This window comes from Haladaptatus sp. CMSO5 (genome assembly GCF_036689885.1).
Taxonomy (GTDB): domain Archaea; phylum Halobacteriota; class Halobacteria; order Halobacteriales; family Halococcaceae; genus QDMS2.
The window spans coordinates 1851599-1866829 of the sequence record NZ_JBAHVW010000001.1; the positions used below are offsets into that span (position 1 = coordinate 1851599).

The 15231-nt window shown below is 60.5% G+C and carries 19 protein-coding genes; 8 read left to right on the top strand and 11 right to left on the bottom strand.

The genetic code is table 11. The features are described from left to right. Window positions 1–16: 16 nt before the first annotated feature. Window positions 17–415, top strand: a complete 399-nt coding sequence (locus V5N12_RS09730; RefSeq protein WP_332898970.1) for a CBS domain-containing protein — start codon at window positions 17–19, stop codon at window positions 413–415. A gap of 27 nt (window positions 416–442) precedes the next feature. Here V5N12_RS09730 and gatE read toward each other — a convergent pair whose 3' ends face one another. The 6 genes from gatE to V5N12_RS09760 form a co-directional block, all read right to left on the bottom strand. Beyond that, window positions 443–2311: a Glu-tRNA(Gln) amidotransferase subunit GatE gene (gene gatE, locus V5N12_RS09735; protein WP_332898971.1), complete on the bottom strand. Its 1869-nt coding sequence runs from the start codon at window positions 2309–2311 to the stop codon at window positions 443–445. Window positions 2312–2473: 162 nt separating this feature from the next. Beyond that, a complete protein-coding gene (locus V5N12_RS09740) occupies window positions 2474–2944 on the bottom strand; it encodes a DUF4395 domain-containing protein (RefSeq protein WP_332898972.1) in 471 nt (156 codons plus the stop codon). Between the two features lie 98 nt (window positions 2945–3042). Then, on the bottom strand, window positions 3043–3474 hold the full coding sequence (locus V5N12_RS09745) for a DUF7522 family protein (RefSeq protein WP_332898973.1): 432 nt from the start codon (window positions 3472–3474) through the stop codon (window positions 3043–3045). A gap of 99 nt (window positions 3475–3573) precedes the next feature. Next, on the bottom strand, window positions 3574–4986 hold the full coding sequence (locus V5N12_RS09750; protein ID WP_332898974.1) for a class II fumarate hydratase: 1413 nt from the start codon (window positions 4984–4986) through the stop codon (window positions 3574–3576). A gap of 60 nt (window positions 4987–5046) precedes the next feature. Further along, window positions 5047–5292, bottom strand: coding sequence for a BolA family protein (locus V5N12_RS09755; RefSeq protein ID WP_332898975.1), 246 nt, complete (start codon window positions 5290–5292; stop codon window positions 5047–5049). A gap of 47 nt (window positions 5293–5339) precedes the next feature. Then, window positions 5340–5774, bottom strand: coding sequence for an RDD family protein (locus V5N12_RS09760; RefSeq protein WP_332898976.1), 435 nt, complete (start codon window positions 5772–5774; stop codon window positions 5340–5342). Window positions 5775–5888: 114 nt separating this feature from the next. Here V5N12_RS09760 and V5N12_RS09765 point away from each other — a divergent pair, with 114 nt between their 5' ends. Beyond that, window positions 5889–6605 (top strand): hypothetical protein, encoded by a 717-nt coding sequence (locus tag V5N12_RS09765; protein WP_332898977.1) that lies wholly within the window; start codon window positions 5889–5891, stop codon window positions 6603–6605. Here the strand turns inward: V5N12_RS09765 and fen are convergent, their stop codons facing one another. Further along, a complete protein-coding gene (fen, locus tag V5N12_RS09770) occupies window positions 6606–7586 on the bottom strand; it encodes a flap endonuclease-1 (protein ID WP_332898978.1) in 981 nt (326 codons plus the stop codon). A gap of 90 nt (window positions 7587–7676) precedes the next feature. On the opposite strand from fen, the gene V5N12_RS09775 reads away from it, so the two are divergent. Beyond that, window positions 7677–7871 carry a cold-shock protein gene (locus tag V5N12_RS09775; RefSeq protein ID WP_332898979.1) on the top strand — a complete coding sequence of 65 codons (195 nt, stop codon included), beginning with the start codon at window positions 7677–7679 and terminating at the stop codon, window positions 7869–7871. 18 nt (window positions 7872–7889) lie between these two features. Here the strand turns inward: V5N12_RS09775 and V5N12_RS09780 are convergent, their stop codons facing one another. Beyond that, window positions 7890–8402 (bottom strand): GNAT family N-acetyltransferase, encoded by a 513-nt coding sequence (locus tag V5N12_RS09780; protein WP_332900088.1) that lies wholly within the window; start codon window positions 8400–8402, stop codon window positions 7890–7892. A gap of 38 nt (window positions 8403–8440) precedes the next feature. Next, on the bottom strand, window positions 8441–9664 hold the full coding sequence (locus V5N12_RS09785) for a hypothetical protein (protein ID WP_332898980.1): 1224 nt from the start codon (window positions 9662–9664) through the stop codon (window positions 8441–8443). Between the two features lie 97 nt (window positions 9665–9761). Here V5N12_RS09785 and V5N12_RS09790 point away from each other — a divergent pair, with 97 nt between their 5' ends. Together V5N12_RS09790 and V5N12_RS09795 are read left to right on the top strand one after the other, a co-directional pair. Continuing rightward, window positions 9762–10364, top strand: a complete 603-nt coding sequence (locus V5N12_RS09790; RefSeq protein WP_332898981.1) for a class I SAM-dependent methyltransferase — start codon at window positions 9762–9764, stop codon at window positions 10362–10364. 9 nt (window positions 10365–10373) lie between these two features. Continuing rightward, entirely contained in the window at window positions 10374–10760 is a 387-nt protein-coding gene (locus tag V5N12_RS09795) for a DUF3054 domain-containing protein (protein WP_332898982.1), read from the top strand. Here the strand turns inward: V5N12_RS09795 and V5N12_RS09800 are convergent. Then, the gene (locus V5N12_RS09800) at window positions 10748–11995 is read right to left on the bottom strand and encodes an MFS transporter (protein ID WP_332898983.1); all 1248 of its coding nucleotides are present in this window, start codon (window positions 11993–11995) and stop codon (window positions 10748–10750) included. The two genes, V5N12_RS09795 and V5N12_RS09800, sit on opposite strands and share 13 nt — an antisense overlap. A gap of 427 nt (window positions 11996–12422) precedes the next feature. Here V5N12_RS09800 and V5N12_RS09805 point away from each other — a divergent pair, with 427 nt between their 5' ends. The 3 genes from V5N12_RS09805 to V5N12_RS09815 all read left to right on the top strand — a co-directional run bounded on the left by V5N12_RS09805 (window position 12423) and on the right by V5N12_RS09815 (window position 14202). After that, window positions 12423–12647 (top strand): hypothetical protein, encoded by a 225-nt coding sequence (locus V5N12_RS09805; RefSeq protein ID WP_332898984.1) that lies wholly within the window; start codon window positions 12423–12425, stop codon window positions 12645–12647. Between the two features lie 98 nt (window positions 12648–12745). Next, window positions 12746–13756 (top strand): ornithine cyclodeaminase family protein, encoded by a 1011-nt coding sequence (locus V5N12_RS09810; RefSeq protein ID WP_332898985.1) that lies wholly within the window; start codon window positions 12746–12748, stop codon window positions 13754–13756. A 38-nt stretch (window positions 13757–13794) separates the two neighbouring features. Continuing rightward, window positions 13795–14202 (top strand): hypothetical protein, encoded by a 408-nt coding sequence (locus tag V5N12_RS09815; RefSeq protein WP_332898986.1) that lies wholly within the window; start codon window positions 13795–13797, stop codon window positions 14200–14202. A 25-nt stretch (window positions 14203–14227) separates the two neighbouring features. Here the strand turns inward: V5N12_RS09815 and V5N12_RS09820 are convergent, their stop codons facing one another. Beyond that, window positions 14228–15211 (bottom strand): presenilin family intramembrane aspartyl protease PSH, encoded by a 984-nt coding sequence (locus V5N12_RS09820; protein WP_332898987.1) that lies wholly within the window; start codon window positions 15209–15211, stop codon window positions 14228–14230. Between the last annotated feature and the right edge of the window lie 20 nt (window positions 15212–15231).

Genomic DNA, 15231 nt, shown 5'->3' on the forward strand with positions numbered 1-15231 from the left:
CGACCCACCTGTCCGTATGGAAGATATTTTTGTGGCGCAACTCATGTCGACCGGCATCAAGACCGTCTCTCCGGACACGCTCGTAGAGGAGGCCGCACAGCTCATGCTCGAACACCGAATCGGGTCGGTCATCGTCACGAACGACAACAACGAACTCGCGGGCATCCTCACGACTACCGACTTCGTAAAAATCGTCGCAGAGCAGAAGCCAAAAGACCAGACGCCCGTGTCCGCCTACATGACGACGGACGTCATCACCACGACGGCCCAACGCCCCATCAGCGACGTCGCAGACGAGATGATAGAACACGGCTTCCACCACATGCCCGTCGTAGACGGCGACGACGTGTTGGGCATGATTACGACCACAGACCTCGCAAAATACCTTTCGAACATGCGGCCACAGAGCGCGTAAGCGGTACGAAAAAACAGGTCGCGACCGTTACGATCGCTTTTGAATCTCCTCGCGGAGAATCGAACTCACGACTTCGCCTTCGGCTTTACCGCGGAGTGCACCCATCGACTCGCCCATGAGCGCGGAGAACGCGCCCATGCCCTGTTCTTTGACCTGCTCCTCGTTGCGTTCGACGACTTCCACGATGATGTCGCGGACTTCGTCTTCGCCAGCAGAGCCGAGACCTTCCTGTTCTGCGGCGGTTTCTGCGTCGAGTTCCGGATTCTCCGCGAGCGCGGTGAGGAGTTCTGGAATCCCCTCTTTTGCGAGGTCGCCGTCTGCGAGCAGCGCGAAGACACCCTCGAAGTGTGATTCGGTGAGTTTCGTCACGGGCACGTCGTCGCGGCGGAGTTCGATGACCGTACTCTCGACAACGTTCGCGGCGGTGTTCGCGTCCACGCCCATCTCGATGCCGCGCTCGAACAACGGCATGCGCCGGGAGTAGGCCATCTGGTTTGCCAAATCCTCGGTGAAGCCGAACTCTTGCTGGTAGCGTTCGACCTTTTCAGTGAGGAGTTCCGGAATCTCGACCTCGGACGGGTCTAAGTCAACCGGCGGCACGTCCGTCTCGGGGTACATCCGCGCCGCGCCGGGGAGCGGGCGGAGGTACTGGGAGGTGCCGTCCTCGTTCGCGCCGCGTGTCTCTTCTGGCACTTCTTCGAGGGCGACCTGTGCGCGGGCGGCGACGGCCTCGATTGCCTGTGCTGCCACGTCTGCGGAAGCGGCGACCATCGCGACGGCGTCGTCCTCGCCCGCGCCAACGGCTTCGCGGAGGGCGGAGACTTCGTCCTCGGTCACGCCGTAGGCAGGGAGTTCGTCGGTGTGGAAGATGCCGCCCGCGCCGTTGCGTTTTGCGTGGTCTGCGAACTCGGTGCCGAGGCGGCGGTCTGGCTGAATCTCCGCGCCGACGAGGCCGTCGAAACCGAATAGGGGGACGGCCATCGCCTTCCCACCCGCGTCGAGTGCGCCTTTGATGACGCCGCTTTCTGAGTCTTCGAACACCGCGGTCACGTCCTGCACCTCGCCGACGGTCGCGCCGCGTTCTGCCAGCTCGTCTTTGAGTTCGAGCAGGCGCACCTGTCGGTGAACCTCGTTTGCCACGAGGTCTTCGATGCCGTCGAGGCTCTGGACGCCTTTCATCTCGACACGCGCGCCGTCTGCGATGGAGACGTTCACGTCTTGGCGGATGGTGCCGAGCCCGCGTTTGACCTGCCCCGTCGAACGCAGGAGCATCCCGATTTGCTCTGCAGCTTCGCGGGCCTGTGCGGGCGTGCGGATGTCCGGTTTGGTGCCGATTTCGACCAGCGGGATGCCGAGGCGGTCTAAGCCGAAGGTGACCGCGCGGTCCGATTCTTCGATGCGCTGGGCGCTCTCCTCTTCGAGCATGAGGTCTTCGATGCCGACTGCGCCCTCTGAGGTTTGAATCTCGCCGTCGTTTGCGACGAGCGTCGTGCGCTGGAAGCCGGAGGTGTTAGAGCCGTCAACGACGATTTTCCGCATGATTTGGGCCTGGTCGAGCGCCTCCATGTCGAGCAGTTGGGCGACTTCGAGCGCCACGGTGACGGCCTCGTGGTCTAAGCGGTGTGGGGGTTCATCGTCCTCTTCGACCAGACAGGTGGAGTCGAAGGCGAGATAGGTGAATTCGCGTTCGACGCGGCTCTCTTCTACGGCGGCGTCGTCGAGTTCACCGAGTTCAGAGCGCGTAGGATGGAGATAGCGAGTAAAGGAGCGCACCGATTCCTCGGGTTCTCGACGCACCGTCGGGCAGTTACAGTACAGTTTGCTCGCGGTATCGAGTTGCTGGTGAATCTCGAGTCCCGCGATAAGACCGAGTTCCTCGTAGTCGTACTCACTCATTACTCGACGATGGGGTATCGATGGGCAAAAAACCATCCAGTCGCCGCCGCCGTACTCTCACCGCTATTGAGCGCTCGATTCGGTCATCAACGCCGTCGAAGACGCGTTCAACCAGTTGCTCTACTTGAGCACGTCTACGGTCTGACATTGCAATCGCTCGGCTTAGACGACGCCGAGTCGGCGGAAGAACGAAACCTGCTGGTACATCCGACAGCCGATGCACAAGCCAGTCGTGGCGGCCACTCCGGCGAGCACCGCGACCATCCCGGCGAGGAGGTAGGCCGCGAGTGGGACGCCCGCGAGCAGCAACGCACTCGCTAGGACGGTGAACCCCGCGCCCATAAGTTTCGCAAACCGATGTGGTGCGGCTGGTTCGCGCCGTTCTGGAGGCCCAACAAGCGGTATCATCACGGTCCGCCAGCTAAATCCATAGAGGTCGAGTCGCCACCCCGAAAGCAGTGCCATCCCGAGAATCGCGGCAATGGCGTAGATGAAGAGGGGTTCTGCCAACACCACGCCAGCCGTGAGCACCGTCGCGGTGATGGCCTGCCCAAAGCGCGGTGCCCGCGGGTCTACGTACGTGAGTCCCGAATCGGAAGCCGCGGTGGGCGCGGTGGTCGTTGTCGCTGTCATTGTGCCCTCCGTACGTGGTGAAGACGTATCTCCACACGTTATCCGGCACCGTTCTCCGCCGTCGTTGACGGGTCGTCAGAAAAAGCGGCAAAACATCCTTAATCGCCAGACCACTGTCCGACGTTCTCGGGTGTAACGCTCGAAAGGTCGACGCGGGCTGCGTAGGTCATCAGTTTGTCGTAGAGGTCGCCAAAGTCGTAGGCACCGTTGTGTGCATCTAGGCTGATGAACACGCCAGAGTCGGTCGTTTCCTCGCCGAAGAAGGTTCGAAACTGCTCGAACTCGTCGAATCCATGTACAGAATACTGGTAGGCCGCGTGTGAGAGGGCGTTGTACGTATCGCGGGTGATGTAGCCGTAGCGTTCGTTATCCACGAAATTATTGACGTTGATATCCTCGATGTTCGCCTCCACGTCATCACGAATGTAGAGCGCCTCGTAGCGAGTTGGATTAAAAAGCCAGATATCGCGGAGTGCGTCCTCACCGAACGCTTCGATGCACTCGACGAGTTCGCGTTTGGCATCTGCCATAGTATGCATTCTCCGGCGCGGTAATAAGAAGGTTTTTGTCATCCACTTTCTCGAAAAATAATAATTCTCGGCGACAGAGAGGTAGTCGAACGTGCGCCGTTAGTCGTCCTTGCTCAGGATGCCGCGCTCGGTCATCTTGATTGGGTCGAGCACTTTATCGACCTCGTCTTCGGTGAGGTAGCCCTTTTCGAGCGTGACCTGTCGGACGGTCTTGCCTTCTTTGAGTGCCGTTTTCGCCACGTCAGAGGCCTTGTCGTAGCCAATCTGTGGGTTGAGCGCCGTAGCGAGTGCCATGCTCTGTTCGACCTGGTTTGCACAGTGTTCGCGGTCGGCTTCGAGTTTGGCGACGAAGCGCTCTGCGAACACCGCAGACGAGTTTGCGAGGAGTTCTGCGGATTGGAGGAAGTTGTAGGCGAGCACCGGTTTGTAGAGGTTCAGGTCAATTTGTCCCTCTGCGGCACCCGCGGCGACGGCGGCGTCGTTGCCGACGACCTGCTTGTGCACCTGATTGACGGCCTCTGCAACCACCGGGTTGATTTTGCCGGGCATAATCGACGAGCCGGGCTGGTTCTCCGGTTGGTCGATTTCACCAAGGCCGTTGCGCGGCCCGGAGGCGAGCAGACGCAGGTCGTTTGCAATCTTGTTCAGAGAGCCTGCGATGGTGCGCAGCGCGCCGTGTGCTTCGCCCATCGCGTCGTGGGCGGCCTGTGCTTCGAAGTGATTGTCGGCTTCGCGGAAGGCGAGGCCGGTCTCCGTTGCGATGTACTGCGCGGCTTTCTCCGGGAACTCTGGGTGCGTGTTGAGTCCCGTGCCGACGGCCGTACCACCGAGGGCGAGTTCAGCGAGGTGCGGGCCGATGTTGTCGAGACGGACGAGTCCCTTTTCGACCTGCGTGCGGTAGCCGCCGAACTCCTGACCGAGACGAACCGGCGTCGCGTCCTGCAGGTGGGTGCGGCCGGTTTTCACGACGTCGTCGAACTCTTCTTCTTTCGCGGCGAGGGCGTCGCGGAGTTGTTCGAGCGCCGGGCGGAGGTCTTTCTCGACGGCCTCGTAGGCGGCGACGTGCATCGCCGTCGGAATCACGTCGTTAGAGGACTGGCCGAAGTTGACGTGGTCGTTCGGGTGAATTTCCCGAGAACCGATTTCGCCGCCGTAAATCTCGGTGGCGCGGTTGGCGATGACCTCATTTGCGTTCATGTTCGAGGACGTACCAGAACCGGTCTGGAACACGTCGACGGGGAACTGGTCGTCCAGTTCGCCCGCGATGACCTCGTCTGCGGCCTCGATGATGGCGTCGGCTTTGTCCGCGGGAATCATGTCGAGGTCCTTGTTCGCCTGCGCGGCGGCCTTCTTCACGACGCCGAGCGCGCGGACGAACCGTCGCCCGAAGGAAATTCCCGAGATGGGGAAGTTCTGAATCGCGCGCTGGGTCTGGGCACCCCAGTACGCGTCTGCCGGTACCTGCATCTCTCCGAGACTGTCGCGTTCGATCCTAAACTCCTGGTCACTCATGCGTAGTAGAGACTCCTTCGCATGGGGCGTAAAAGGCATCGAAAGCGGTCAACGTTCCGGCTACTGGCGGGCGTCGTACTCCTCCGGTGTGTACGTCTTCAGTTCGAGCGCGTGGATGTCCGTCGTCATGTGCTCTGAGAGCGCGTCGTACACCATCTGGTGTTGCTGGACGAGCGTTTTCCCCTCGAACGCCGGGGAGACGACCAGCGCGGCGAGATGTTCGCCATCGTTTCGTGGGTCGCTCACGGTCGCCTCTGCACCCTCGATTTCCTCCTCGATGAGTCGCTCGATTACTGCGAGGTCCATACCAACAGAAGATAGCCCGACTCTGAAAACCGTTCCCTCTGATTCGTCTATGCCTGTGGGTCTACTCTCACGACCACCGTATCTGCGAGCATGTCGCCAAGGCGTTGGTCGCGGTCACTGAACCAGATGAACAGCAGGCCAACGAGGTAGATGAAGGGAAAGTTATCCACCAGCCGGAGGACGTTGCGAATCAGTGACGCCTCCATGTCGGTTGGCCCGCCATCTTCTTTCACGACGACGATTTTCATCAGCCGTTTCCCGAACGTCTGGCCGTAGGTGGCCTCCATGTAGATGAAGTACGCGAGCGTCAAGAGCAGGCCAATCGACCCGCCAAGCGTCACGCCCCCATTCCCGAAGACGTTGAGCGGTGCGACGAGCGCACCGGTGATAAGTCCCATGAGAATCGCGTCGATAAGCCAGGCGACAATTCGTGCGCCCAAGGTGTCCGTTTCGGTGCCCAGTTGCGGCGTTGGCCGTTTCATCGAAACAAAACTCTCACGGAAACAAGATAAACTTCGGGGGTGGGTGCGCTACTGATAACTATTCAAGACTATCACTAGCAAAAAACATATATGAAACTCATCAATAATTAAGATATGACTGGTAGTGAACCGCCTGTTGTGACCATCGATATCGAAACGATGTCACCGACTCTCGACACTGGACAGCGACCGAACTTTCAAAATCCTCGAGATTTCGAAATTTTTACCATCAACGTGGGAGCCATCGACCCGGACGGCTCGCAATCGACGGCGGTGTTCTTCCGTGAAGATTCGAGCCCGGAGAGCGAATTGGCCGTCATCGAGTCGGCGGTCGAATGGTGTCTCGAGAAAAATCCAGACGTCGTGTACAGTTACAACGGTGAGTCGTTCGACTTCATCCACCTCGCTGGGAGACCGTCGCTCGCCGCACAGGAAGCGCACGTCGAAGATACCGTCTCACCGCTCGTCGCGGAGTTTCTGCAGGGCACCAAGAGCATCGACCTGAAAAAGCCCATCTGGACGAAGTTCGGTGCCGCGCTGTCGTTCGAAGACGCCGTCTCTCGGGCGACTGGCCAACCCGTGCCCCGGACGATGTGGCAGGAGTTCGACCACGGCATCCCGCTCGCCAAAGAACGGGCAGAAGCAGGCCTCAATCCGTCGCCCCCAGAACTCCGCCCGTCCGACATTCCGATTCTCGGTGAGTACTATCTCAGCTATTGCGACGCGAAGAAGGGTTCCACGACGGCGCTCGAGGAACTAGAACGCATGCTCACGCACTACGGAAACAACGACATAGCCGCCCAGTTCGACCTCGCACAGGCAGTCGCGTAATCAGGTCCAGCGGTCGAGGCCGGTCTGAACAACCGACGCTTCGATGCGTTCGAAGCCGCGGGCAACCTTGTCTGCGGGGATTTCCCACGTTTCGGTGACGTACGCTTTCGCCGCTTTCAGATCAGGCGAGATGTCCGTATCGAACGCGTAGTCATCGGTCACGTCGGGTTCGAGAAACAGCCCGCGGATGATGTCTGCGTGTTCGATGTACGCGTCTTTCGCTTCCAGCACCGCCCAGAGGTCGCCGTGTTCTTTGACCAACTTGACGGCGGTTTTCGGGCCAATCCCCGAGATGCCCTCGTTGAAATCGGTGCCCATGAGGATGCCAATGTCGACCAACTGCTCCCACGTGATGTCGTGTTTTTCGAGCGTCGCCGCCAAATCCATCAGCTCGGGGTCGCCCTTGCTCGTGAGCTGGCGAAGCGTGTACGGCGCGCCGAGCAACAGCGTGTCGTAGTCCTCGCTTCCCACGTAATCTACATCGCCATTTCGCGCCATATAGGCGGCCTGTGCCTCGCCCTCTGCGGGCGCTTCGATGACCGGCACGTCGAGCAGTTCGAACAGCGTTCGCGTCGTCTCGTGGATGGTGTCGGTGAGCCGAATCGTGCGGGCTTCCTGTCGGGCCGCTTCGATGGCGTCGCCGCGCTCTCTGGCCTCTTCTGCGGCTTTCTCGGCCTTCTGTTTCTGTTCGCGGCGCGCTTCGATTTCGGCCTCTTTAAAGTCGGTGACCGCGCCGTCGAACACCATCACCGGCGTCAGGTCGTTCTCGAAGAACTTGGGCAGTCCCTGAATCACGCCTATCAGATTTGCGACTTCCGCGCCCTCGCTCGTGGTGTACACCTCGTCGCGTGTCCATTTGACCGTCGTCGTGAGGTAGCGATACAGCCAGTTGTGGGCGTCAACGGCCACGACGGAGCCCTTCAGTTTCTCGAAGGGGATGTCCTCAATGGCCGCAAGTTGGCGGAGGTCTGCATTTCCCATACCGCCTCTATTCGGCGCAGCGTGTTTGAATCCCCCGACCGGCGGTGGCTATTTATCGTCAGAGAGGCTATAGAAGGGCGGAGCTTTCGAATGGCTACAGGCAAAGTGACCTTCTTCCACGACCGGAAGGGGTACGGATTTATCGAGACCGACGATTACGACGACGATGTGTTCTTCCACATGGAAGACATCGGCGGCCCCGACTTAGAAGAGGGTCAGGAGCTTGAGTTCGACGTGGTCGAAACGGACAACGGTCCTCGCGCACAGAACGTAAAGCGACTGTAACGGCAACCGAGTTTTCCCTTATTTTGGCGGCTGAGCCGCGGCTTTGCGCGCCAGAAACGAGCGTTCTTCAGCCGACAATCCCTCGCGCGCTCGGTAGACGTCGAGGCCGTCCTGATATCGTGCTTGGGTCCGCGTGCCGGGGTGCGCACAGACGAGTTCTGCAATCCCCGTTTGCTCACCCGTGTAGCCAAACCCGGCTTTCCAGACGGCTTCGTACGCAAACGGGTTGTTAACCGCGATTTTGACGGTTTCGTACCCGCGCTCGTGGGCGACCTCGGTCACGAACGAAACGAGCGATGCGCCGATACCCTCACCGCGGCGGTCGCCTCTGACTGTCACGTACCGGAGCCAGAGCGTCGTCTCGTCGGTGCGGTCTTCGTTGAACGCGAGAGCGCCGAGCAGTTCCTGATCCTCGCGGGCGACGGCCTTGCCGGTGTTCGACATGACGAACTTTCCAGCATACGAAAACTGGCGGTAATCGAGTCTGAGCTTTGGCCCATCGGGCGGCCAGCCGAGCACCGCGTACTCCATACACACTCCGTCGTGGCTGATGGCGAAGTAGGCTTCGACTAGCAGTTTTCGCCGAGTTCGACCTCGTCGGTCCACGCCGCGGGACTGAGGGTGGTGTCGTTTATGTCCCGGAGTGTGCGCGTCTCTCCGAACGTGACGGTCCCGCCGTCTCTGGTGAGCGTCACGGAGGTGTGTGAGTACTGCACCAGCCCGGACTCTGAGACGACGAGGATGGCACGATATTCTTCGAGGGTCGTGTCAGACCCCGTCAAAAGCGTATCTTTCGGGTCGGTAGTGGCGTAGACGGTCGCGTCCATGCCGTCGTAGCGGATTGTCTCGACCTGTCGGAAGTCGAGTTCGGTGATGAGGTAGGAAAGGCGGTTTACGTCCGCGACCGACGCCACGTCAACCGGCACGCGCAGCGAGTCGTCTTGGTACGGTTCACAGACTTTGCCCGTGAGATAGTTCGTCGGTTTCTCGGGGAACACCGTCGTCGCGTTGTACGCCGTCCACGAATCAGTCGTCACGCGGCGGTCGAAGTGGCGCGTCGTACTACCTGCGTTCGTCACGCGGTCTGCCCAGTGCAGGTGAGACACGTCGCGGCTCTCGTCGATTTCGATGGTCTCCTCTGCGTGGAAGACGCGCTCTTCGAGCTCGTTTTCAGACCAGTAGCGCCCAAAGCTGGTCACGCTCTCTAAATCGTTGAGAGTCGCTTCGTGGGCCGAGACGAGGCGGCTTGCGCTGAGCGAGGCGAGTGGGCTGTTGGTGATTTCTACGTCGGTGTACGTCGGCCCCTCAAACCGGCCAAGCGGCTCAGGTTCTGGCGTCTGTGACTCCGTGGTATCCTGCGTCGGTGCCGCGGTCGTCGTCTGCTCGGTCGTCGACTCACTTTCTGATGGTGTGTTACTCCCGCCACCCGTGGCGCCCGCCGGAGCAGGTTGCGTATCAGTCTGCGTAGAAGTTGCTGTCGTGGTGACAGGTGTCTGTGTCGTGGTGGTCGTAGTCGGCGTTTGCGTCGTCGTGGCTGGCGTCGCTGCAGTCGTCGTCACCTGTGGAGTCTGCGTTGACTCAGCCGTTGTTGTCGCGGAGGACGAGGAATCCGGTGTAGCCGCCGTGTTCGGCGTTGTGGCCGCTGTCGCCGTTTCCGTTGCGTTTTGGGATGCCGCTTCAGTCCCGGTAGTTGCTGGCGCGTCGGTCGTAAGTTGCTGGTTCGTTTGGCTGACCGCACCACAACCTGCGAGGGAGACGAGGAGGGCGAGAAAAAGAGGGAGGAGTCGGTTCATACTCCGACATGTTTCGTGATTATCTTAATACTTGTCATGCTTTGAGTAACAACCTGACTGGGGTGAATCTAAGACGTTTCGGTCACAACATTTCCGTATGGGACCCGGCCGCGACGTCACGCTGTTCGACCGGTTTGCCAGTGCGTACGAACGGGCGATGCCCGCAGCAGATAGGGCCACGCTCGAAGCCGGGTTGTCTCGCGCCACTCGCCCCATAGAGCGCGTCCTCGATGTGGGTGGCGGCACCGGGCGGGCGTCGCGGGCGCTCACAGCGACAGAGAGAATCGTCGTTGACGCCGCGAGAGGGATGCTCGCGGAGGCGCGCACACACGGTCTCGACGTGGCACAGGGCGATGCAACACGTTTGCCGGTCGCCACCGACAGCGTAGATGCGGTGGTCATCGTAGACGCCCTCCACCATATGCCGAACCATCGGGCGGTCGTCCGCGAAGCCGCGCGCGTCGTGCGCCCCGGCGGCGTGGTTGTCATCCGTGAGTTCAACCCCGAAACGCTGCGCGGTGGGGCGCTCGTCGCACTCGAACGTCTCGTCGGCTTCGATTCGACGTTCGACACGCCACATGAACTCGCGGGACTGGTGAAAGCGGCGGGCCTCGAACCAACCGTTCCAGAGACCGGCTTTGGCTACACCGTCGTCGGCGTGGCGACCGAAAACGATTCGCCCATTATCGAGGAGCGATGAGACTGAGCAATGAGTGACACCGCCTCCGCTCGTGTCGCTGTAACGCCGCGTACCGCACTGCTCGCGCTCGGTGATGTCGCGCTCATCACGCTGTTCGTCTTTCTCGGGCAGATGGAACACGGCACGCAAGGCCTCCTTATGACGACTTCCCCGTTTTTACTGGGCTGGCTTTTCGTCGCGCCCCTCGCGGGCCTCTACGACGGTCGCCGTCGTGACCTCAAAGCCACAATCGGTCGAACCGCCGGCGCGTGGGTGGGCGCGGCGCTCATCGGACAGGCGCTCCGTGCGACAGAATTTTTCCCCGGTGGGTTCGCCATCGCGTTCGTCATCGTCTCGATTCTCGTCGGCCTCGTGTTGCTCGTCCCGTTCCGGACGGCCGTGGCCTACACGTCTTGAGACCGCCGGATGAGGACGAAGCCGAGGGTTGAGCCAATCGCGCCGAATCCTGCAAGCACCGTAAACAGCACCATTGGTGAGAAGTAGGTCAACAGCGTCCCGGCGATGACGCCGCCAATCGCCCCCACGCCGAAGACAAACAGGTAGGTGTAGCCATACGAGAGCCCCCGCGCCTCGGCGGGCGAGTACTCCGCAATGGACGCCTGATAGATTGGCTGGACGAGAAACAGCGTAAAGCCGAGTGCAACGCCGATAAGCAGGAAGGGGATGACGCCCGCGCTCGCGGCGGGGACGATGAGCAACGCGATGAGCGCGAGTGCGCCGAACCCGAACAGGATGCCGTATTCGACGGGGAAGCGGTCGGTGAGCTTGCCGCCCGTGTACTGGCCGATGACCCCGACCATGAGGAGCGCGGAGTAGACGTAGCGGCTCAGTTCATCGCGCGCGATGTCGAAGGCGAAGCCAGCGACGGTGACGGTCGCGCCGTCGAAGCCGAGGAACTCGGTGATGAGCGCGGGCAGGAACGTGAGCGAGCCACGATAGTAGAGGCCGGACATCATGGCAACCGTGAGCACGAGCGCGAAGCCACCGACGAACAGCGCACGCGACTCTTCGACGAACTCAGACACCGATGAGATGGGTTCGCTCTCTGCGTTCTTGCCGCCGTCTGCGGAGACCGCGGCGCGCTCATCGACGTTGACGCGCGCAGCGTAGAGTGCGGCGGCCCCGGCGGGGATGGCAAGTAGGCCGACGACGATGCGCCAATCGTAGACGAGCAAGAGCAGCGAGGTGATGAGCGGGCCGAGGGCGATGCCGAGGTTGCCCGCCATGCCGTGGTAGGCAAAGGCGCTGCCGCGCTCGGTGACGCCACGACTGATGAGCGCGAGGCCGGAGGGGTGATACACGCTCGCGGCGAGCCCCCAGAGCAAGAGCGCGGCGGCGACGACGAGCAGGTTCGGCGCGAGACCAAGAAGCAAGAAAGAGCCGCCCATCCCGAGCAAACAGGCGGTGATGAGTGGGCCGGAGCCGAATCTATCGACGAGCACCCCACCGGGAAGCGCGCCGAGGCCGAACAGCGCAAAGCCAGCGGAGACGACGAGGCTGATGGTGGCCTCGTTCACGCCGAACTCTGCCATCCAGATGAGCAACAGGATGGGAACCGAGAGTTCGTAGGTGTGGACCATCGCGTGGGCGACCATCACGAGCCCAACGATAGACCGGTCGTTATGGTTCACTGAACGGGCAATTGCTTGCCGAGGCTGAAAAGTCGTCGGTATCGGCAGATGATAGGTCGTGCCGGGCCACACCGGCATTCCTATCTGTATCGTGCGAGCTGACAGTAACAGCAGTTACGCTGTGTTGGGTGGATGCACTCGCCCATTGCGCTATGTTCTCATACCTCAAGAGCCTACAGTTTGGGCCAAATTTCGCCGTCAGTTTCCAAACATATATTTTTCCTGCCCTTTTCAAAAACTGTTTCAAATATCACGAATGTTCGAAACGGAGGCGTTGGGAGTCGGTTTTCACACCACAAGGCTCCTCCATAAGTTATGGGAATAATTGTAAAAACGTACCTGAAATGGGCGGACTACCTTCTTAGAATAATACCACCCACTTATGGGAAACACTTATACATCTAATTCCCCTTGTTACTAACAGATTATGACGGGTTATTACGACATTATCCTTGGTCTCATCCCTGTATCTCTCGGGGGGATCACCGCATTGCTCACACTCATCGGTTTTGAACTCACAACCGCAGTTCCTATCGCCGCACTCGTGAGTGTCGCCCTCATCGGACACGGCCTGTTCGTAAACGGCCCCGTCGATACACCGGCACCCCAAACGACCAACGAACGACCGCCGAAAATCGGCTCTGCAGACTAATACTCGTCACCGACTCCGTTCTTTTTCCTTTTCCGGTCTTTTTTGTCACACGGTCTGCTGTCACCACACCTAAGACACAGACCCCCTAACTCAGGCGTATGCCTCATGAGAGCGGTGCAGTTAGATTTCTCCCGAGCGATGCACTGAACGGACTCGCAACACCTGAAGAGTACGTCGCGGCCGTCCGCGAGGGCTACCGCGAGCGCGGAACCGGTGCGCCCGCAGAGCCACGAACCAGCCTCTTTAACGACTCCCCACCGGGAAAACTCACGAGCTATCTCGCCATCCTCCCCGAAATGGGCGCGATGGGCGGCTACATGTACGCCGCCGGCTTTGGCAACCGCGACGCCCAGTTCGTCCTCCCGCTGTTCGACGCAGAGAGCGGCGCGATGAAGGCGCTCTTAGACGGCGCGAACATCAACCCGTTTAAAACCGGTGCCGTCGGCGCGGTTGGCGTCGATGCACTTGCCCGCGAAGACGCCTCCACGCTAGCGCTCATCGGTAGCGGCGCACAGGCCCGCGGGCAACTGAAAGCCACCGCAATCGTCCGCGACCTCGACTCGGTGTACGTCTACTCACCCACGAAAGAGAACCGCGAGGCGTTCGCCGCCGAGTTCAACGAACAGTTAGACGCCACCGTCGCCGCCGTCGCCTCAAGCGCGGCTGCCGTCGAAGACGCGGACATCGTCATCACCGCCACGAAGGCCACAGAACCCGTCTTCGACGGCGACCTTCTCTCGCCGGGGACGCACGTCACGGCGATGGGCCAATACCACCCGAAAAAGCGCGAACTCGACGCGACGACCATCCAGCGCGCGAAGTACGTCCCGGACCTCCGTACGCGGGCACTCTCTGACGCCGGGTCGTTCCTCCTCGCCATGGAAGAGGGCGCGGTCACCGAAGACGACATCTACGCCGAACTCGGGGAGGTCGTCGCCGGAGAAGTGCCGGGCCGCGAATCTGCCGAGGACATCACCGTCTTCGACAGCGGCGGCACGGCCATCGAAACCGTCGCGGCGGCGCAGATGCTCTACGAGAAAGCCGTCGAGCAGGACTTGGGTAAAGAAATGGAGTTCTCGCCCGCGAGTCAGGCGTTGACGGGCGAATAAGGAGAAAATATTTAGCCAATTTGAGAGAAGGGTGGCGTATGTCGCCCGGTTCGACTCGTCGTCATTTTCTAACACTTGCGTCTGTGGTCACTGGAACCGCGATAGCTGGTTGCAACGCTCCTCTCGGCGGGAGTGAGTACTACCCCATTACTATCGAAAACGACCACGACCAGAATCACATGGTGGTGGTTTCGATTACGATATTTGATGACCACGGTCTGGGGTTCTCGACTGCATTTAACAACAACATGTTGGTCGGCTCTGGCCGCAGCCACGAGTTCGAGGAGGGAATCCCAGCACCCGACTCGAATCCCGAGTATACCGTCTTAGTGATGCTAGAGAATGAGACGACGAATAGGTTGGATTTCACGCTCGATAATGGAATAGCGGAACTGAAAATTCAAATTACGGCTGGGGGAGAAATCGAAATACAACCGGTCAGGTGACCTCAGAAACCCAGTAAGGAATCGTTTACAGATACGACGCCAACCCGACCGCCTGTACCAGCGAAATCCCGCTCACGAGCGCGCCGAGCAAGTACCCTCCAATTGCGCCGCCGTTGAGGAGCGGCAATCCGGCGTGCGGGCGGCCTTTCATCACCATGAACATCAACACGAGCAGCCCCAGCAGCGTCCCGATGAGCGACGTGAGCGCGGGGAGATTCAGCGTCAGTACCCCGAGGTTGAACATCGGCGCGGGGGCGAACACAGCCGCGCTTGCGACCATCACAGTTGGCATGACGGCGTCACCGAGGCCGATGAAGAAGGCGTCGCGCGAGCCATCATCTTCACTTTCGTCTGTTTCTTCATCGTCTTCGGTCACCCCGTCGCCCGCATCTTCTGCGAGAAACGAGTACGAGAGCGTGAGGGGGATGATGAGGATGACGGGGACTTTGATGTCCATCACGCCCTCCGCGAGCGTGAGCATGTGTTCGGTCCCGTAGACGCTGATGGCGTCGTAGATGGCGAGCGCCGAGAGCAACACGATTGCGGGCAGGAGACCGAAGCTAATGCCAAACAGCCCCGCCGCGCCAGCGCCCATCACGATGCCGACCGCGTCGATGACGTACCACTCGGGGTAGGCGAGCAGGAGAATCCCGAGCAGGCCCGCGGCGACAAAGGGGAGGACGTTCACCGCGCTGCCGCCAATCGTCGTCGTCACGACGGGTGGGATGAGGATGCTGAAAACGTAGAGCGAGACGAGCGAACTCGAAAACACGATGAGGCCGCGAATCACCCACGTCAAGTCGAGTTTAAACGCGAGCAACATGACGCCGGTGGCGACGAGGATGGCGGCGAGATAGACGAAACTGTTCGTCGGGTCGTCGGGGTTCTCAACTGCCTGATAGCCAGCAGCGTCGAACGGTTGGACGAGCGCGAGCGCGCCCATCTGCACGAGCAGAAAGATGCCGACTGTCGCGGCGGTTGCGAGATACATCCGCGAACGGTGTTCCATACTGAAACGTTGTGAGCCGC